The organism is Streptomyces sp. NPDC091371 (genome assembly GCF_040684275.1).
Classification (GTDB): Bacteria; Actinomycetota; Actinomycetes; order Streptomycetales; family Streptomycetaceae; genus Streptomyces.
Map to the genome: position 1 here is coordinate 1 of NZ_JBFBFP010000070.1, position 18,576 is coordinate 18,576.

An 18,576-nucleotide genomic window follows, 5' to 3' on the forward strand; every position below is an offset into this window, starting at 1 on the left:
GACCAGAGGGATCGAGTCCCCGAAGGGCGGCAGGTCTCGACCTCGCCTGGTGGCCCTTGCACTCACGTGCTTGGGGTCACCGATGACCTATTAGAGCTACCGCTACTCCACCAACCACCAGGTCGTTGTGGTCGGTGAGCCTTTGCCCGGCAATCGCAACGACTGCCGGGCATGGGAGGAGTCTGGCGCGAAGGCCGCCGTGGGCTGGACCCTCGCGATGGCCGACGGCGGCAATCCAGGCACCGGCCTCCTCATGCCCCACCGCCGCACCCCGGGCGAAGAGTTGCAGGGCTGGAAGCGCGAGCACGATCGCTCGCACAAACAGGTCCGGGCCCGCGTCGAGCACGTCTTCGCTCGCATGAAGACCTGGAAGATCCTCCGCGACTGCCGTCTCAAGGGCGACGGGGTCCCCGACACGCGATGCTCGGCATCGCCCGACTGCACAACCTCGTTCTTACGGGATGGCTCCCGCCGCATATGGGATGTGAGAGGTCCCCGGGAGACGGCTCCCCCCTCGCGGTCTCGGAGGAGATTCAGCCGAGGCAGAATTCGTTGCCCTCGATGTCCTGCATCGTGATGCACGACTCGTCGACGCCATCGGCGCGCTGCGTCAGCACGTGTTTCGCGCCGAGCGCCATCAGCCGTGCGCATTCGGCCTCGAGTGTGGCCAGGCGCTCGTCACCCACGAGCCCTGTGCCGACCCGCACATCAAGATGCACCCGGTTCTTGACGACCTTGCCTTCGGGAACTCGCTGGAAGAGCACGCGCGGGCCCACACCCGAGGGATCAGCGCACGCGAAGTAGACCTCGTCCTCAGGCGGCAGCGAGTGGTGGTACTCCTCCCACGTGCCAAAGCCCTCCGGGACTGCCGGTACGACGTACCCCAGCACCTCACACCAGAAGGCGGCGAGGCGCGCAGGTTCCGCGCAGTCGAAGGTCACTTGGAACTGCTTGATCGTTGACATCGGCGCACGATATCAGGGGCCCTGCTCATCTCCCTGGGCGGGTGGATCCACACCCCCGGCAACACGGTGCTCGCCAGATCTCAAACGCGGTCTGACGGGCAAGCAGGCTGAGTTTGTCCATACGGGTGGTAGACGACCACAGGGGTGACACCGCTGAGTACCGGCGGTCGCTCTGCCGCCCCGCTACGCGTGGGGGTGTGGCTCGGAGCCGAAGTCGGCATACCGTGCTCGCTGCGCGCGGTGCTCGATCAAACACGTTCGAGCTGGCGCCACTCGATACGTGCCTAGTGCTGTGACCGGGAAGGTTTGCCGGCTCGTTGTGCTGCTCGGATGTGACGAGCCGGTGATCGCCCGGCTGGTCCAGGCGGACGAGGACACTGTCCGCGATGTGATCCATCGCTTCAACGAGATCGGGCTCGCATGCCTGGACCCTCGGTGGGCGGGAGGCCGTCCCCGCCTGCTGGATAGTGACGACGAGGGTTTCGTCGTCCAGACGGCCACCACCCGCCCGACCGCGCTGGGCAAGCCCTTCACCCGCTGGTCGGTCCGCAAACTCGCATCTCCTTCCAGCGCACGAAGACGTGGAAGGAGTCCCCGGACCCGGCGTTCGACGCCAAGCTCGCCAGGATCGAGTACGCGGTCAACGAGCGTCCGGACCGCACGTTCGCCTTCGACGAGTTCGGGCCCTTGGGGATCCGTCCGACCGCGGGATCCTGCTGGGCCGAACAGGGCAAGGTGCGGACCGGCTGCCGGCAACCTACCGGCGCACCCACGGGATCACCTACTTCGATGGCTGCTACTCCGTCGGCGACGACAAGCTTTGGGGCGTCAACCACAGGCGCAAGGGCATCGACCACACCTGGGCCGCCCTGCGGTCCATCCGGTCGGCCCGCCCGGACGGCGGACCGATCTACGTGATCATCGACAACCTCTCCGCCCACCTGAACTGGAAGATCCGCAGGTGGGCGGCCCGGAACAAGGTCGAGCTCTGTTTCGCACCGACCTACGCGTCCTGGGCCAACCCCATCGAAGCCCACTTCGAACTGCTGCGGCAGTTCACCCTGGCCAACTCGAACCATCCCAACCACACCGTCCAGACCAGGACCCTGCACGCCTATCTGCGCTGGCGCAACAAGCACACCCGCCACCCGGACGTCCTGGCAGCCCAGCGACGCGAACGTGCCCGCATCCGAAGCGAGAAAGGCCTCCGTTGGGCCGGCAGACCGCTACCGACAGCGGCCTGATCACCCAACCCGGCAGACCTTCCCGGTCACAGCACCTGCACAGTGATCCACTTCGCTGCTGGGGTTCGGTGAAACGGCTCCGGGCCTGTTCCGGGGCTGGCCACGGTCCGGCTCGTACCGGTGGAATCTGAGGCGTACGGGAAGTTCGCCGAGGAGCCGACCCGTCCCGCGCCCAGCGGAAGGGCGTGAGACGCGGCTGGTGGCCCGGACCGTCAGTACTTCTTGCTGTTCCCCAGGTCGGCGATGAGGAGCGGGACGCACTCCGAGGACGCATTGGTGCCGGCGAACACCACGGCCTTGATTCCCTCGCCCAGGTCGGCTGCCCCCCGCACCTCCCAGTCACCCTTGGTCACGATTCTCACGTCCAGGTCGCCCTTCCGGTCACTCTTGCCCTCGGTCCAGCCGGCCTCAACCAGGCCAGCGATCGTGTCCGCGAACGACTTCTTCGGATCAGCGGACTTACCGGGGTCGTCCACCACCCAGTCGACCTTGCACTCCTTGACCTTGGGCCCCACCGTGTCGATCGACGGGTCCTTGGTAAACCCGGCCGCGGTCGCGGCCGCGTCGATCTCCTTTGCGACCGTGGCCGCTTCCACCTTCACACCGCCCTCACCGGCGCACCCCGTCACAAGCAGTACAACACCGGCAGCTGCGGCTACCAATCCAACCTTGCGCACAGTCCCCCCAAACGCCACACCCGAAGGCCTCTCGCCTCCATCGAACAGATGCCCAGTCTTGCACCTTGCCTGTGCGAGCCGGGCCGCGGGGCGATCAGCCCGGGCCCTGCACGCCTATCTGCGCTGGCGCAACAAGCACACCCGCCACCCGGACGTCCTGGCAGCCCAGCGACGCGAACGTGCCCGCATCCGAAGCGAGAAAGGCCTCCGATGGGCGGCAGACCACTACCCACAGCGGCCTGAACACCCAACCCGGCAAACCTTCCCGGTCACAGCACTAGGACGTCAGTTCACCGATGCGCCCGGAGCCAACGCCAAGCCAGAGGCCGAGAGGAAGGCTTCAAGGCTGATGGTTCCACTGCCGGTACCGTCGTTCCATTCGACCAGGAGCTCCGAGAGGCCGTCATTCCAGGAGTCCGGTGTGTCGATGTCAGGGCCAGCATGCCGCTCGACGCAGCCTTCACCGTGCCGGTACCGGAGGTACAAGTACTGGCCCTCCGCAGTCCAGGCATCCCACTGGGACGGGTAGGCAGGACACGTCTGCACAACCCGCACCAGCGTCAGAGCCTCAACTTCTTCCATCCGGTGATGGTCGGCGCGCCAATGCACCTCGGGCAACTGCCCCTCCCGTGATCGCCCGGACAGCTCTTAGGCGTTCGGAAGCCCACTGCGGCGTACCGCGCCCCGGTGGAAGCCGCAGGCTCGGCGATCCCGGCGACCTTGACCATGGCCTGCTGGAGCTGGGCCTGCCGGCCGACAACAGGCGGCGACTCGGCACCGCGATCGAGGTGTGGAGCAGACCATGCTCCCGCGGGACTACAAGCGGATCCTCGCTGTCGTGCCTGTGGGTGCGGGTGGCGGTGTCTCAGAGGCGGCCGTCACGGGCTCAGGCCCGCACGCCTGAGCGCCACCCGGGACAGGTCGCCGATGACCTGCTCGTCTCCCCGGCGCCAGGCATCGGCGAGACCCCCCGGAGGAACGGAAACCGCGGACAGGTCCTCCACCGGCCCGGTCAGGGCACGCAGGGCAAGCAGGTCAGCGCCCCCGGGAGTGTCGAGAAGGCCGTGGATCCGGGCGCTGCGCCGGATCCAGCGCACGCGCGGGGGAAGCCAGAGTGCCAGCACGAACGCAATCGAGGTCACGATCAGGGCGAATGCGGTCAGGTTGGCCACGCGGCTCACCACGTCCTGCATCGACTGCCCGGCATCGGAGAGCCCGCTGCTGGCCTCGGCCGCGGACTGCAGCGGCTTCTTCAGGATGCCCCCGACCAGCGGCACGTTCGAGGCCGCCTCCCCCGCATCGCCGAGGCCGGAGGCAAGACTGCCGCCCGCGTCCTCCATCTTCCGCCCCGGCCCGGCCAGCAGCATGATCCCTTCGTGGACAGCCAGCGCGAACCTCACCGCGGCCGCGATCAGGACGACGGCGATGAGATCCGCGAGCACCTGCCGGCAGCGACGTGCTCGAGTCTGGGCGTAGAGGCGCATCTACATGCTCCTGTTCGGGCGACATCAACGGACAAGACCGGTCTCCAACCGGCTGGCACGACAGCCGTTACAGCAAGCCACGGCCCATCGCCCGACGGTACGGGGCACCCGCCTCGTTCACACGTCTTCGCGTGACGACGTCACCGGCCGCGCCGCGACGCGATACACCCCCCGGGACCGCCGCTGAGGTGCCTTTCGAGGGCATCCCGTCCGGCGGTCATGTCCAAGGGCGTCCTCGCCCGCCCCGACACGCCCTGCTCCAGCCGCCCCCGCGCAGATGGTGAACGGCCGCAGCACCCACTCGAAGCCGCTCGACCCCGGACGGCCCCGGCCCCACGACTTCCTCGGGCGCGACGGCCGACGCCTCTGTGACGAACGAGGCCCCGCCACGACCCCACGACCCGGCCTCGAGCGGGCTACAGGTCGGTGGACGCATGATCCTCAGACTGTGGGTGCTTGGTCGCACACCGCCCGCCGAACCGTTTCCACACCTGCCGGTCCCAGCGCCGGGTACGACCGTTGTGGCCGCCCCCTACCACCCCGCGAGGAGATCCCGTGCTCGAAGGCTTCGGCGAAGCGCTCGCGGACCGGGAGTACTACCTGCCGCTGTCCAGCGTGGCCGACCCGGGGCCGCGCTTCGCTCCCACCGAGGTGCCTCAGGGCCTGCGCGGCGCCGACCAGGGCATCTGGACGGTCTGGGGCAGTCCCGGGACCGGGCTCGCCGACCAGGGCTGGAAGATCCACGTGTCGGCGCGGCTGGACCGGGCGCAGCACGTGCTCGACACGGTCGCCGGGATCTGCTTCGCCGAAGGCGTGCCGTTCAAGCACCTGAGCGCCCGGCTCTTCTTCCTGTTCCTCCATCACAAGCACGCCGCCCGGGCCCAGTCGGGCAAGTTCTGCGCCGTCTACCCGCCGGACACGGCCACCGCCCGCCGACTGCTGGAACGCCTGCGCGCCGCGCTCGACGGGGAGGAAGGGCCGTACGTCCTCACCGACCGGCGCTTCGGCGACTCGCGGACGGTCCACTACCGCTACGGCTCCTTCGGTGCCCGCAGCCGGCTGCGGGCCGACGGCACCCGCGAGGGGCTGGTCCGCGACGGCTCCGGACGCGAGGTCGTGGACCTGCGGCTGCCCGCCTTCCACTTGCCCGCGGGGATCGCGGACCCCTTCGTCGAGCAGGAGGAGCCGCCGCGCGCGGGCCCGATCCTGATCCGCGACTACGAGGTGACCCGCGCGGTGCGCCTGAGCAACGCCGGCGGCGCCTACCAGGCCCGGGACCGGCGGACCGGCCGCAGCGTCTTCATCAAGGAGGCCCGCGCCCACAACGGCCTGGTCTTCGACGGAACCGACGCGCAGCAGCGGCTGCGGCACGAGTACCGCGTGCTGCGCGCGCTGCACACCTCCGCTCCCGGCGTGGGCCCGGAGCCGCTGGACCACTTCACGGAGTGGGAGCACGACTTCCTCGTCACCGAATACATCGCCGGGCAGCCGCTGGTGGCCTGGCTGAGCCGGTCCACGCCGCTGGCCCGCGCCGACCGCACGGCCGAGTCCGTCGCCGCGTACTACGAGGCGATTCGGCGCCTGCTGGCCGAGCTGGACGCCTCGCTCGGGCAACTGCACGCCGCCGGCTACCGGTTCGGCGACCTCAGCCTGGGCAACCTCATGGTCACCCCGTCGGGCGGGGTCCGGCTGGTGGACTTCGAGGCGGCCTCGGCGCTGTCCGCGGCGCCCTCCGGGATCGGCACCCCGGGGTTCACGCCGCCGCCCGGCCTGCTCCGGGCCGACACCGATCCGCTGCTGCAGGACCGGTACGGCATGTCGGCGGTCGTACTCGCCTGCCTGGCACCGTTCAACGAGATCGCCGAACACGCGCCCGCCAACCTCGCACTGCTGCACCGCGACCTGGCGGACGCGGCTCCAGCGCGGGACCTGTGGCAGCGGGCGACCGCATTCCACCTGACGGAGGACCAGGCGCGGGACCAGGGCGGTCCCGACCGCCTGCCCCGCCCCGCCCCGCCCCGCCGAGCTGGACACCGACCCGCGCGGCTGCGGCTCGCGCAACTCCTCCCAGTAATCGATCCCGTCCAGCATCGGGTGACCCTCAGAGTGTTCGTTGGTGGGGGAAAATGCGATGCGTGCTGACAGCATGCTGGTCAGACTCGTGGTCATGGCTTCGAAAATCACCCGTATCAACCCTGAGCAGTTGCATGAGACGCCCGGCTATCACCACATCACCGTGGTGGAGGCCGGCCGCACCGCCTATCTGGCAGGACAGTGCCCGCTTGATCAGAACGGTGACCTTGTTGGTTCCGGTTCCTTGGAGATGCAAGTCGACCAGGTTGTCGTGAACGCGCTTGCTGCTCTGACAGCGGTGAGTGCGCTGCCGCACCATGTGGTGCGGTCGGTGGTCTACGTGCGAAGCGACGACAGGGACGCCCTGGGAGTCGCATGGCGCCGGCTCACCGACTCTGCCCTGGGTCCGGCGTTCACCACCGCCAGCACGCTCTTGGGCGTCGCACAACTGGGCTTCTCTGGGCAGCTCATCGAGGTGGATCTCACCGTGTCGCTGCCCGACTGAGTCTCCTCAGCATCAGACATCGAACGGAGTCTCGAACTGGGTAGCCCACCTGGGCATTCGCAGGACGCTGGGGCGGCCTCGGTCTGATCATGTGCTCCGACCAAGGTGCACGTGACCACGACGAAGGCCGTGAGGGTGAGTCTGCTGGCTGATGCTGATATGGGGGTGCGTTCGCGTAGGCGTCATGCTTCAGGGACGAGTTGTACCCGCGTGTCTGACTGTGCGGGGCGATGAACTATTCGAGTTGGCCGACGCGGTGCTCTGTGCCCGCAGCGCCGTGCACTGGGCGGTCGAGCTGACACTGCTGCCCGAACACCGTCGTGGGCACGGCGCGATGCATGACGGTCTCAACAGGGCCGCATCGACACCGGCAGACTGAGAACCACGCGGGCCGGCCTGCCGCTGCCCCGGTTCCCGGACGGGCGACTCGTGGCCTGGGTCCTGCAAGACCTCCCCGTCGAGCTGGTGGGCCGGGTCCGCGGGGATCGAGCACGGGCCGGAGTTCCGCTTCACCAAGCCCGAGACCTGGCCTGAACCGGCGGTCACCACGATCACGGCCACGGCGAACTACGGCAAGGCGGTCACGCGGGCATGGGACCGGGTCCACCCGCGGCTGACCCATCGGGCATCCCGGCTGGATCACGAAGTTGAACTCCCCGTCATCGAGGGTATGTTGACCGGGCGGAGGTCGAGCACCTGTCGAAGGACGGCGAGGCGCCACCGGTGTGGGTGTGGTCCTCGAAGACCGGCGCCAACGGCGGCGGCGACGACCGCCAGCCGCACCGGGCCGACTCACCCCCGCACGGGTACAAGCTTGGAGGGCGTCTCGATTGGTGCGGAGAGACGTAGATAGCCGCTGGTAGATGCGGTGTGCCGGTAGTTGAATGTCCCGATGAGCGACTAGTGGACGGCTGCCCATCAGGCGGTGGAGCAAGAGGATGTCGAGACCTTGGCACGGCTGCTGGCTGAAGGTGTCGATCCGGATGAGGTCTTCGGCAACATGACGTTGCTGACACACGCGATCGACACCGAGGGCGATGGTGCTCTGCAGAGCGGCGAGCCTCTGACCGTGCACACCACGGCGGTGCTGCTGGCCTTTGGCGCTGACCCTGAGCTCGTAGCTCCAAACGGTCGCACACCCATGGCACAGGCGAGTCTCTACGGCCATCACTTGGCGTTGAACCTGCTGCGCGCCCACATCAGCAGGCGAGGCGCCGGTAGCAGCTGAGCGCACTGCCGAGCGCGGCGGGCTGTTCGTAGCGGCGGTGCAGGCGCCGGCCCGTTCAGCCACGGCATGGTCCGTTCGACGACCCAGAGGCGCCGGCCCAGGCGATCGGAGGACTCAATGCCTCGGCGGACGATACGGGGTGTGATGTTGCGGGCAGGGGGTCATCTGCACAGATGGGCGTAGGCGCAGCCCTTGTCGGCGTGCGGTTTTCCGGGCTGTTTCGGTCGCTCACACACAGCAGATCCGGCACCAGCCGCTCAACTGTCCCCATGCCCCTGGAAGCGGCTGACCGCCCCTGCAGCCATCCCGCCGGCCCCCGCCAAGAATGTCTGAATCCGACAGAGCAGGAGATCGTCCGTGAGTGAAGTGCCGATGCCCGAGACAGGTGACGTAAGCCGGGCGTGGGGTCGGGTGACAGCGTGGCTTGAGCAGCATGCTCCTGGGATCTTCGCCACTCTCGGCGGTCCGGTAGGTCAGACAGCCATCAGCGATGCCGAACGGCGTATGGGCGTGAACCTGCCGGGAGAGCTGCGGCGGTGGCTTGAGGTGAACGACGTCGACGCAGGCAGGCAACCTGGTGTCCGGTCCTGCCTGGTGGCTCTGGGGTGCCAGGGCATCCTCTCCGGCGGCGGACTCCTGCTCGGGCTCACCGATATCGAGCGCGTATACCTCCACAAGATGGCCATGGAGGAGATGGAGGAGACGGAGCCGCTCGGAGACCTCGAATCCCCGCTCTGGCGCAGGGAGTGGGTGCCGATCTCGGCGGAATGCGACGGCTTCTTCGGGTACTTCCTGAACACGCGCACCGGCACCGTGGGGTCTTGGTGCGAAGGGTCCTTCCCCCAGGACGGTGATTACCCCTCGCTGTTCGCCTTCTTCCAGGATGTAGCGGACCGGTTGGAAGGAGTGGTTTCGGGTGACTGGAGGGTCCGTAGGCTTGATCCTCGTACGGAGGATGAACCCATACGTCTTTGGGCGCGCTCGAACGGCTATCTCGTAAACGACCGTGGACGCATCCCCGCGACCGTGCGCGAGGCTTACGAAGCATCCCTGTGAGCAGAGGCGTTCCACCACTCGTCGGTGCCGCATCCGGCCTCGCACCGGGCCCGCGAGGCTCGGGCCGGATCAGCGGCAACATGCGCACCGGAGCAACCTCGCTCAGCGCCTCGGCCGGATGTCCATGGTCAGTCCGCGTGGCTGAAGGATGGTGCGCGTGCAGAACGCTGTGCGTGTGCCGGGGGTCTGACGCAAGTGGTAGCGCCCGGCGAGGGTTGCCGTGGTGATGGCCATGGTGACCATGGCGAGGTGCGCGCCAAGGCATATCCGGGGTCCGCCGCCGAAGGGCATGTACGCGTATTTGGGCGGTGAGGCCGTCGGAGAACGGTGGATCCAGCGGTTCGGGAGGAATTCCATCGGGCGGTCGTAGAGGTCTGGATCCCGATGGATGACGAAGGGGCTGACCGCGACTCGGTGGCCAGGCCGCAGGGGGTAGCCGGCGAGTTCCGTGGGCAGGTCGACCGTTCTTTCGAGGTACCACAGTGGTGGGTACAACCGGAGTGACTCCTTCACCACCGCTTCGGTGGAGGGAAGGCGCGGCAGGTCTGCCGGTGTCGGCAACCGGCTGCCCAGCTCGCGGTCGATCTCGGCTTCGAGGCGCCGGCGCACGTCCTGGTGCCGGTCGAGGAGGAGGAAGAGCCATCCCAGGGCGGCGGCGGTGGTCTCGTGGGCCGCGAACAAGTTGGAGACCAGGATGTGGACCGTGGTCTCGGGGGTGAGCGCGCCCTCGTCCTGTGCGGCGATGAGCAGATCCGCCACCACCGCCGGACTGTCGCCCTCCCGGCGACGCCGGCGGCGGTCGACCAGTCGGGACACTTCCGCAGTCAGGGCGACATGAGTGCGGTGCAGCTCTCGGCTGCGCGGTGACGTCCAGCGGGAGGGGAGCGCGATGGCGGGAGGAAGGAGCGCATCCTGCAGGCGAGCCACCAGGACGGGGACTTCACCGGTCTCCGGTCCCAGGCAGAACTCGGCGATGAGCTGCGCGGTGAGTTCCTCCAGGGCAGGGACCATTATCAGCCCGGACCCCGCCTGCCAGATCTCGGCGTGCCGGGCGACCGTTGCCGCCATGCGTTCTTCGGTGGCACGTACGCGGCTACGGTTGAGACCGCGCCCCGCGACACTGCGCGCGTGCATCCACCGCATCATCTCCGCGGATTCACCCCGGCCCTCGACGGCCTCACCCAGCAGGTTCTGAGTGGTGGTGTAGGTGCCGTTGGTGTGTTTGAGGATCTCCTCGGCCAGGGCCGGTGAATTTGCCAGGTACAGGTCGTCGCTGAATCGGACCAGATCGCCGTGTCGGCGTTGAGAGAGCAGGAATCCCAGACGGTCGCGCTCGAAAATGGGCCTGTTTCCACGCCACCGCAATCCTTTCGGACCGGGCGGTACGGAGCCTGCCGGGGCCGTCGTCATGCGCATAGGCATGCGCATAGGCATGGGCATGGGTATCGTCATGGATTCGTCTTCCAGTCACTCGTAGCTGCACATCATGGGCGGGTGGCGGAGGTGGCGGACCTTCGCCGCCACCCAGCGTCGGCACGGTCTTCCAGGGGCGGTACACCGGCGGTGGCCTCCCCGGGCAGACGCAGTCAGAGGCGGTACCTGTAGCTCGGCTGCAGGGCCAGATCGATGCTGCCGAGCCCGCCGCGCACGGTGCTCTTCTCCGCGGCGGCCCCCGAGGGATCGTCGGCCAGGGGGCCGGATCTGGCACTCATGGGGGTGGACACGGACGTGGCGACGGCCGCTGCGGTGCCCAGGGCCGCGGCGACCACGGAGACTGCGGCGATGGTTGTTTTGCTGAGGAGAATTCGAATAGACATGGTGATCCTCGCATCTCTCTTTGTGGGAGCTTGTGAATTGCGGTCCGCGTTCCCGTTGTCTTGTGATGCCGAAATTTTCGGTCCGTCGTGGAAATATCGCTTGATCGGGGAACCGGTTTTGCTGTGCTTCATCATTTATTCAGGTCGCGGGACTCTTCGTCGCGTCCCGGAAAGTCGTTACTTGACGTCGGCTGAAGGACTGCGTTAGGGCTGTCCCGCAACTGCCGGCCGCGGCGAGATGATCGCGTTATGGCCAGGTCGTCGTTTGACGCGGACGCCCGCCTGGTCGTGCCGATGGTTCCGCTCGAGCGGCATCTGTCATCGGATCGCCCGTAAGGGCATCGAGCCGAACGCACAGCGTCTTGGCTGGCCGGCTGCCGACGCCTGCAGAGCCTCTACGAACGCAAGGCCGAGCGCTTCCCCCGCCTTCGTCGGCATAGCTGCAGCGCTCATCTGCCACCGGCGACTCAGCAAGCCAATACGGCGTCGGCCCATGCTGTGAGCGTGAATACCGGCCGCTTCGACGTCCGGCCGCCCGCGTCATCGACCGGCGTCGTCCGTACTCGAGGAGTGAGGCGAATCCGGTAGCGAAGGCCTTCGACTTCGATGGCGCCGCAGTCACCAGCAGCGGCGTCGAGCGCCGCGCCCGGGGCAGGACTCACCATCCACCCGGCCTTGGTGGCAAGCCGGTTGTCTTCAATCCGACGTCCCTGCAGTGCCCGGTGGCCCGTACAGCAACACCGCCGCCAAAGGGAAGGACGTTTTAGCCCGCGGTCATGACCCTGGATGACGAACTGAGTGCCCTTGCTGTCCAAGAGGATCTCCCCGCCGACCTTGTGTGGCGATTGCTTCAGCACCCGCCGGCGATGGTCAGGGCCCGCTTGGCGGAGCATCCGGAACCGTCAGTCCGGGCCGCGGTCGCGGCGAGCGTCGCGGACGAACCGCCGGGGCTTTTGGCGCGCCTGGCGGTTGATCAGGATCCGTCCGTGCGTGCGTTCCTCGCGATGAACGAGCATCTGCCCCCTGAGCTCCTGACCGTCCTGGCCGACGACGCCGAGCCGAGTGTGCGGTCGAACGTCATCCAGTACTGGAGGGATGCACCCGAGCCGGTGCGCCGGGCTCTGCTTACGGACCCCGATCCGAACGTCCGGAGGTCTGCCGCTTCGGCGTACTCACCGCCGGCGGACCTGTTGCCCGTTCTCCTTGCCGATCCGGAGACCCGCGCCATCGCCGTCCGCTATGTCGACCCTTCCCCGGAGCTGGCCCGCGATCCGGAATCCGGCGTTCGCAGGGCCGTGGCAGCCCATCCGCACCTGTCCGCGGAGCTGCGGGACGTACTGGCCGCAGACCTGGACGTCTTCGTCCGCAACACGATCGCCGCCCGCCCGGACACCCCATCGGCTCTGCGTGAGCGCCTCGTGGCCACCCTTGCGACGGACGACCCCTGGGCCGAGTGGGTTCTGTCCTTCCAGAGAAACACCCACGCGTGCCCTCCGCACGGGTCAGCGCCACCAAGGCTCACGCGAGAGCAAGCGGAGGACCTGCTCGCCCGCGCTGGCCTGTAGTCGTACGAGATCCGGGACCGGGCGGGCCGGGTTCCCAGAGGACCGGGCCGGGGGTGCGGCGTGCGTAGCTCGTCGGCGGTGAAGTGGCGGCCACGCCGTTGGGTCGGTTGCCGCTGCCGCAGCTCAGGGAGTCGACAGGACGGGGGTGTCGAACGGGTCGTGGTGGATACGGTCGGGCGACGTGCCGCCGAGCGTGAGCGTGTCCATCGCGGAGATGACCATCGGGGCGGGACCGCTGAGGAACACGTCGTGCTGGTACCACGGCCCGTACTCGGCGAGGACCTGCGGTAGCGATCCTCGGATCCCGGGGATGTACTCGTGGGACACCGCTCCCCTGATGGTCAGCCAGTGGTGCCGCTGTGCCAGGCGCAGCATGTCGTCGACCCCGTACAGTTCGGCGCCGGTACGGGCGCCGAAGAAGAGCTCCACCTGGTGCCTGCCATCCCGCCGGGCCACCTCTTCGACTATCGCGCGGATGGGGGCGAGTCCGGTGCCGCCGGCCACGCACACCAGATCCCTGGAGACTGCGGCGTCCAGCACCATGTCTCCCATGGGAGCGCCGAGTCGCAGAACATCACCCACTGCGGAATGGTGCACCAATGCCCCGCTGACGGAACCGCCGGGCACCGCGCGAACGTGGAACGTGAGGCTGCCGTCCTCGCGGGGCGCGTTGGCGGGGGAGTAGTAGCGCCATTGTTTGGGGTACCACGGTGTTTCCACGCTGACGAACTGCCCGGCGGCGTACTCGTAGGGCATGTGGGGGCGGACGGTGATCTCGGCGATGCCGTTCCCGCGCGGTACGAGGCGCACGATGGTGGCGGGCCATACGGCGGGCCGTAGTTCGGCGTCCTGCTCGGCGGCGTCGGCCATGGCGTCGGCGACCAGGCCGTAGGCCTTTGCCCAGGTGGCGGAGAGTTCCCCGGTCCAGGCGGGACCGGCATAGCGGGCCAGGGAGGCGAGGAGGCATTCGCCCACGGCGGGGAAGTGCGCGCGGAGCGCCCCGAACTTGCGGTGGTCACGGCCTAGGTGGCCGCAGAAGCGCACCAGGTTCTCCGGGTCGTCGACCAGGTCGACTATGTGCAGCAGCGAGCGCAGCAGGCGGCCGCGCTGGGCATCCAGGCCCGGCGGGAACATCGGCCGTACTTCGGGGTAGCGGGCGAAGAGGATCGCGTAGAAGTAGACCGTCATGTCTGCGGCGAGCGGCTCGACCACCGCGACGGAGGCGCGGATGAGGGCTATCTCGTGGGGGGACAGAGGCGGTTCGACGGGCTCCGGTTCGACGGGCTCCGGCTCGACGGGCCGCCGGGTGGGGGCCGGAGCGGGTGCCGGGGTCTGCGGATGCGGGAACGGGGGTGTGCCGCCCGAGCGTTTGATCCGGAACCTCAAGGGACCAGAGCTCCCTTGCAGGGTGTTGGGGAGGGCCGGTCCGGGGCTGACCGGGAGGTGCTCGCGCACGCGGGGCGGTGCCCCCGATGGGCATGGCGGGCGGGGAGGTCACGGGCAGACATGGGGTCCTCGGGCAGGTTGGGAGCCGCAGAAGCGGACTAAGTGGTTCCGGACCGTACCCGATGGTGGAGGTGACTCAGAAGTAGCCAAGGTCATTTTTGAGATGGCGGGGCGGGCGACCGTCCCTCTCGTCCGAAATGTGCGCGGCCGACGGCGAGTCCGGGCGCGCGCCCGTCGGCTCGCCCTGGGGAGCGGCGGTGGCAGACACCGCGCGCTGGTGGGCGCGGTCCCGGCGGAGTCGTCCTGGCTGCTTCGGGCGGCGGGCGGCGTGCCTCGGTCGGCGCGGCCGCGGCGGTTGTGCCGGTGTTGTGGAGGATCCGTGGCGCTGATGCGGAAGGGGATCGTTCCGGTGGTGGTGCTGAGGCTGCTGCTGGGGTACGGGTCCGGCCGGGACCCTCACGGTTGCGGGCCGGCGCGGTCCCCCAAGGCCCCGGCGCCGTCGACTCCAGTCCGCGGCGCGGCGACGGCCCCGACGCGGACGGCTACGGCAGGGCGGCCTGACCACCACCCATGGAATCCTGACACCTACTCCCAGGTCATCCCGCTACTTCCACAGCAACGCCCGGCTGCGGCCGGGTCCGCACGCCCCAGCGGGCGAGAGGTGGGCCGGCAGCGCCGAGCGCCGCGAAGAACACCGCCAGTAGCAGCCAGCCCGCCGTGCCGAGGCCGAGCACCACCGTGGTGAGGATCGCGGGGGCGAGGGCCTGGCCCGCGCTGAAACCGAGGCCGAGGAGACCCTGGTACTGACCCTGGGCATGGTCGGGGGCAAGGCCGAAGCCCAGGGCGAAGCCCGCCGAGGATTCCCAGACCTCTCCCAGGCTATGGACGAAGATCGCCGCCAGGACCAGTCCCGCTGCCGCCCAGACCGGGGTGTACGCCGCAAGGGCCATCATCGGGCAGCTGACGAGGAAGAGCAGCCCCGCGGTGCGAAACGCCCTGCCGCCGTCGTGCGGGGTTTCGATACGGGACCCGATCCTGGTCTGCATCAGCACGCAGAAGGCGGCATTGACGGCGAACAGCGCGGCCACCGTCCAGCGCGGCGCTTCGGTGTGTTCGGAGATCCAGATCGGCAGGAGTAGGGAGACCACCGGGTATTGCAGTCCCATGGCCCCGTAGAGGGCGGTGAACGTCAGGAACGGACGGTCCGTGAAAGCGAGCCGGCGATGCTGCTGCGGCGGTGCCGCCAGCACCGGATAGCGGGGCAGCAGGAGCAGAAGAACCGCGCACAGGGCGAAGCTCGCCGCGTTGCCGAGGATCAGCGCGACATAGGCGGCACGGGTGTCCGCGGCCAGCGCCAGCCCGGCACCCACCGTTCCGAGAATGACGCCCAGATTGACGAAGGTGCGCAACCTCGCCCGGAACAGGGCCGGGCGATCACCCCCGACCCGGACCACCAGAGCGCCCCAGGCCGCCCCGCCGGCCGCCGCGGCGATCTGGTCGACCGTCGCGATGATCGTGAGCGCGGCCCAGCTCTCGACGAGGACGAGGGCCGCCATCGACATCGCCTGGACCGCGAGGGCCGACATCATGACCGTGCGCGCCCCGCGCCGGTCGGCGAGATGCCCTCCGGGTATCCCCGCGGACAAGCCGATCACTCCGGCGATGGTGAGCGCGGCGCCGACCTGCACCGCGGGCAGGCCCACGACCAAGGTGAAGTAGAGCGCCGACGCCGCGTTGAACAGACCGTTGCCGACCCGGTTGACGAAACTGGCGGCGATCAGCACGCGCTCCGGCCTGCTGTCCCCCGCGATGCGGCCTATTCGGACCGCCAGGCTGCCCTTGATCATGGACAGCAGGCTAACAGCGGTTCCAGAACCCGCCGTGGTTGCACCAAGATCGCGTGCCTCAATGGCGACGCGGGACGGGTCAGAGGGGCAGCATCAGATCGCTCTCGCTGATGGTGTACGTCAGCAGGGGGTAGGTGAAGTCCGTTTCTTTGTTCTCGCGGCGCCGTAGTTGGTAAAATTCGCGGCTCTGCTCATCGTCGGCCGCCATGAGGCGTGCCCCTTGCGGGAGATATGCATGTCCGTCGCGAAACCGAACGAAAGTCTTTGACGTTCGAAATGTTACGCCCAGCCATTGGTTGTCCGCGGCTCGGACGGACGTGTCCAATACGATTTTGTGCCTGAGTCTCCGATTCGAGTCGACTGAGAACGCGACGACACTGTTGTGGGCGAGGGGAATTTCGAACCTCTCGCCATTGGACCCCTTCGATTCGAATATCAGCTTCCTCGGCGGGCCCGCTTCGGGATCTTGGTAACAGGAGAAGACGGCGATGAACGACTCGTCGGCCAGATCGAGGGCTTGGTCGGAATGGCTGCCCATGGTTGCGTACGCGTTCGTGTAGGTCTCCATGAGAGCGTTGTTGAAGCCGACCGGGAGCGCCGCACGTTCTTGAACCAGTTGCGCCAGCCGTTCGTGCACCGCCCGGAAAGGCTGCGTCGGGCTGCCGTATCGAGTGGTAGTGCGCACGAGAGGCACACGGCCAGCCTCGTCTATCTTGGTGATCGTGGCGCCTCGCCGGCCTTTTCCTGTGTCTTCCCAGCGAACCGACGCGGACAGCTCCGCAAAGAGATTCTCATCGGTTGGCAAATCGCACGAGAGGATCTCATCCACGATCCTAGACTCGGGGGCAATGTAGTCTCCCGTGTTCATGCTGAAGAGGAATTCGTCGCCGTAGTCAATGAAGGATGAGGTCCTGTTCTCCTCGGCGTACAGTTTGCGCAGCTCGTTCATTCCGTCCGGTGTGGGTGGTTCCAGTTTCGTCAGATCTCCGGCCACTCCTTTGAGGAACGTACTGCCGTTCTGGTGAACGGCTTCGGCGCTCGAACAGCGCACCACGTACCCCAATCGGGTCGGGAGCAACTCGGCGTCCAACGATGAGGGGCGGATTTCGTGTGTATACAGACGGTTGGTGGACAGTGGCATGAAGAACACGGAGCCGGGGTAGAGAGTCACGGTGAACTGCGGCGGGAGTGCGGCACCGTCGTGTTTTTCGGTGGACTCCTTGAGGCGGAAATGGAGTTTGGTCAGCCCGCTGGCACCCTTCACGCCATAGTCGAAGGGGTCTTCGGCCAGGGGCTGCAGCTCGTCGAGCCCGTCATAGAAGGTGCAGAAGGCCAGGATGCCGTTGACGGGCATGTCCTTGGTCTTGTCGGCATGGGCCGAGATCTTGGCCTTTGACTGCTTGCGCTCGGCCGTGGCAAGGGTGTTGTGGTAGATCTGAGCGAGTACGTGATTGAGTGGTGCCCGGTTTCGGAAGACGGTGGCGGCCTCGCGGTTCAGAGCCTCGACGATGTGCGTGTCGGTCGGGCGAAAGCTCTCGGTCGGCCCCGAGAGATTGGTGGAGCACCGGAGCAGGCGGAAATGCAGTTCGTCGCCGTTCCGTGTGACGGGCGTCAGATAGATTCCGCTGCGATGGGCTGTTCCAGGCTTGGTGGACTCCGTCAGCGACTGGAACGCGTGCTCGGCACGGATCCGTCCGAAGTGATCGGCGTCGAGTCCGAAGAAGCGGCGGTAGTACACGCCGACGCCGTGTACGCGGAGGGGAACTCGGCCGAGGTCGACGAGGGTCCAAGGTCCGTCGACGTCCTCGTGGTAGCCGTGTGACAGCTCCCGGATGACGAATACCCGGGCAGCCGCGTGCAGTTGGCTGCTACTGATCTCGGAGATATCGCCACACAGGTAGACGGTCTTCTGCGCGAGGTCGGGCGAACCGGAGGCAAGGTCCTCTGGCGTGATTACCGAGCCGAAGAAGTCCCTGATCAAGTCGCTGTCTTGCAGCATCGAAGGCGCAACCAAGGTGTTGCTCGCATCCTCGATGCAGGCTTCTGGCAGCTCTGTTGTGCGCATCAAACGGTACCTGCCATTCGCAGATCTTGGCCGATTGCCCAAAAGAACCATGATGCTCTCACGGGGCTCGACAGCGGGCAACGTGGTTCTGCTGTACGGGCGGTGTGCGCAGCCTCCCTGCCGCGGATCGTCCCCCACGGCCCGAACTCCAGCACCGAGTCATCGGCCCAGCAGCGGGACCAAGCCCGCGAGTCCTTGTGGTCCAGCGCCCGCCATCCGCGGATCAGGAGTGCGCGCAGCGCTTCCTTGTCCTCCAAGGCCTGCAGTCTGCGGGCCAGGCCGTTGCCGTTGCCGTCGCCGGCGCCGATGGCGTAGGACGCGCGGGGCATGTCATCACCTTTCGCGGAGGAGCGGCGGGTCACTGGGCACTCGCGGCGGGACGGACGACGATCTCGTTGACGTCGACTGCCGTTCGGTGACTCCTCCCGCAGGCCCTCGGAGATCGCGCGGACGGCGAACTCGCCGGACCGCCTGCGGGCGGTCACTGTCCGCAGCCGGAGGATCCGCGGGCCGTTGCCGACGTGCTGAGTTCCTTCCCGGCCTCCTGGGGCCGGGGGCTCCCTCCATGGGAATACCTCGTCCGGCCCATCCGTTTGCGAGTATG

The 18,576-nt window shown here is 67.9% G+C and carries 15 protein-coding genes and 7 pseudogenes; 10 read left to right on the plus strand and 12 right to left on the minus strand.

Features of this window, described 5'->3' with window-relative positions:
* Window positions 1-124: 124 nt before the first annotated feature.
* Window positions 125-462 (plus strand): annotated as a pseudogene (locus tag AB0O21_RS37920) (transposase family protein); the annotation flags it as partial.
* A 71-nt stretch (window positions 463-533) separates the two neighbouring features.
* Here the strand turns inward: AB0O21_RS37920 and AB0O21_RS37925 are convergent.
* On the minus strand, window positions 534-965 hold the full coding sequence (locus tag AB0O21_RS37925) for a VOC family protein (protein WP_365179722.1): 432 nt from the start codon (window positions 963-965) through the stop codon (window positions 534-536).
* Between the two features lie 280 nt (window positions 966-1,245).
* Here AB0O21_RS37925 and AB0O21_RS37930 point away from each other — a divergent pair.
* Window positions 1,246-2,209: pseudogene (locus AB0O21_RS37930) on the plus strand (IS630 family transposase).
* A 212-nt stretch (window positions 2,210-2,421) separates the two neighbouring features.
* Here AB0O21_RS37930 and AB0O21_RS37935 read toward each other — a convergent pair.
* A complete protein-coding gene (locus AB0O21_RS37935) occupies window positions 2,422-2,811 on the minus strand; it encodes a hypothetical protein (RefSeq protein ID WP_365179724.1) in 390 nt (129 codons plus the stop codon).
* Between the two features lie 175 nt (window positions 2,812-2,986).
* On the opposite strand from AB0O21_RS37935, the pseudogene AB0O21_RS37940 reads away from it, so the two are divergent.
* A pseudogene (locus AB0O21_RS37940) lies at window positions 2,987-3,129 on the plus strand (IS630 family transposase); the annotation flags it as partial.
* Between the two features lie 42 nt (window positions 3,130-3,171).
* Here AB0O21_RS37940 and AB0O21_RS37945 read toward each other — a convergent pair.
* Together AB0O21_RS37945 and AB0O21_RS37950 are read right to left on the minus strand one after the other, a co-directional pair.
* A complete protein-coding gene (locus AB0O21_RS37945) occupies window positions 3,172-3,468 on the minus strand; it encodes a hypothetical protein (RefSeq protein WP_365179727.1) in 297 nt (98 codons plus the stop codon).
* A 296-nt stretch (window positions 3,469-3,764) separates the two neighbouring features.
* Entirely contained in the window at window positions 3,765-4,370 is a 606-nt protein-coding gene (locus tag AB0O21_RS37950) for a hypothetical protein (protein WP_365179730.1), read from the minus strand.
* A gap of 555 nt (window positions 4,371-4,925) precedes the next feature.
* Here AB0O21_RS37950 and AB0O21_RS37955 point away from each other — a divergent pair.
* The 4 genes and pseudogenes from AB0O21_RS37955 to AB0O21_RS37970 all read left to right on the plus strand — a co-directional run bounded on the left by AB0O21_RS37955 (window position 4,926) and on the right by AB0O21_RS37970 (window position 8,176).
* Window positions 4,926-6,512: a hypothetical protein gene (locus AB0O21_RS37955; RefSeq protein ID WP_365179732.1), complete on the plus strand. Its 1,587-nt coding sequence runs from the start codon at window positions 4,926-4,928 to the stop codon at window positions 6,510-6,512.
* Window positions 6,513-6,537: 25 nt separating this feature from the next.
* Complete coding sequence (locus tag AB0O21_RS37960; protein ID WP_365179735.1) at window positions 6,538-6,948, plus strand: Rid family hydrolase; 411 nt, start codon at window positions 6,538-6,540, stop codon at window positions 6,946-6,948.
* A gap of 211 nt (window positions 6,949-7,159) precedes the next feature.
* Window positions 7,160-7,701: pseudogene (locus tag AB0O21_RS37965) on the plus strand (transposase); the annotation flags it as partial.
* A gap of 172 nt (window positions 7,702-7,873) precedes the next feature.
* The gene (locus tag AB0O21_RS37970; RefSeq protein WP_365179738.1) at window positions 7,874-8,176 is read left to right on the plus strand and encodes an ankyrin repeat domain-containing protein; all 303 of its coding nucleotides are present in this window, start codon (window positions 7,874-7,876) and stop codon (window positions 8,174-8,176) included.
* Here the strand turns inward: AB0O21_RS37970 and AB0O21_RS37975 are convergent.
* Window positions 8,148-8,403, minus strand: a pseudogene (locus tag AB0O21_RS37975) (IS5/IS1182 family transposase); the annotation flags it as partial. The gene AB0O21_RS37970 and the pseudogene AB0O21_RS37975 sit on opposite strands and share 29 nt — an antisense overlap.
* A gap of 130 nt (window positions 8,404-8,533) precedes the next feature.
* Here AB0O21_RS37975 and AB0O21_RS37980 point away from each other — a divergent pair.
* Window positions 8,534-9,232, plus strand: a complete 699-nt coding sequence (locus AB0O21_RS37980; protein ID WP_365179741.1) for a histone-like nucleoid-structuring protein Lsr2 — start codon at window positions 8,534-8,536, stop codon at window positions 9,230-9,232.
* A gap of 102 nt (window positions 9,233-9,334) precedes the next feature.
* Here AB0O21_RS37980 and AB0O21_RS37985 read toward each other — a convergent pair whose 3' ends face one another.
* Window positions 9,335-10,642 carry a cytochrome P450 gene (locus AB0O21_RS37985; protein ID WP_365179744.1) on the minus strand — a complete coding sequence of 436 codons (1,308 nt, stop codon included), beginning with the start codon at window positions 10,640-10,642 and terminating at the stop codon, window positions 9,335-9,337.
* A gap of 176 nt (window positions 10,643-10,818) precedes the next feature.
* Window positions 10,819-11,049, minus strand: a complete 231-nt coding sequence (locus AB0O21_RS37990; protein ID WP_365179746.1) for a hypothetical protein — start codon at window positions 11,047-11,049, stop codon at window positions 10,819-10,821.
* Window positions 11,050-11,341: 292 nt separating this feature from the next.
* Here AB0O21_RS37990 and AB0O21_RS37995 point away from each other — a divergent pair.
* Window positions 11,342-11,551: pseudogene (locus tag AB0O21_RS37995) on the plus strand (hypothetical protein); the annotation flags it as partial.
* A 274-nt stretch (window positions 11,552-11,825) separates the two neighbouring features.
* On the plus strand, window positions 11,826-12,614 hold the full coding sequence (locus tag AB0O21_RS38000; RefSeq protein ID WP_365179749.1) for a hypothetical protein: 789 nt from the start codon (window positions 11,826-11,828) through the stop codon (window positions 12,612-12,614).
* Window positions 12,615-12,737: 123 nt separating this feature from the next.
* On the opposite strand, the gene AB0O21_RS38005 is transcribed toward AB0O21_RS38000, so the two are convergent.
* From AB0O21_RS38005 to AB0O21_RS38025, 5 genes and pseudogenes are all read right to left on the minus strand, one after another.
* A complete protein-coding gene (locus AB0O21_RS38005; RefSeq protein ID WP_365179752.1) occupies window positions 12,738-14,000 on the minus strand; it encodes a globin domain-containing protein in 1,263 nt (420 codons plus the stop codon).
* Between the two features lie 656 nt (window positions 14,001-14,656).
* Window positions 14,657-15,844 carry an MFS transporter gene (locus AB0O21_RS38010; protein WP_365179754.1) on the minus strand — a complete coding sequence of 396 codons (1,188 nt, stop codon included), beginning with the start codon at window positions 15,842-15,844 and terminating at the stop codon, window positions 14,657-14,659.
* A gap of 142 nt (window positions 15,845-15,986) precedes the next feature.
* Window positions 15,987-16,757 carry an alpha-ketoglutarate-dependent dioxygenase AlkB gene (locus tag AB0O21_RS38015; protein ID WP_365179785.1) on the minus strand — a complete coding sequence of 257 codons (771 nt, stop codon included), beginning with the start codon at window positions 16,755-16,757 and terminating at the stop codon, window positions 15,987-15,989.
* Window positions 16,749-17,972 (minus strand): annotated as a pseudogene (locus AB0O21_RS38020) (hypothetical protein); the annotation flags it as partial. The gene AB0O21_RS38015 and the pseudogene AB0O21_RS38020, both read right to left, overlap by 9 nt.
* Window positions 17,972-18,301: a nuclear transport factor 2 family protein gene (locus AB0O21_RS38025; RefSeq protein ID WP_365179757.1), complete on the minus strand. Its 330-nt coding sequence runs from the start codon at window positions 18,299-18,301 to the stop codon at window positions 17,972-17,974. The pseudogene AB0O21_RS38020 and the gene AB0O21_RS38025, both read right to left, overlap by 1 nt.
* Window positions 18,302-18,576 lie beyond the last annotated feature (275 nt).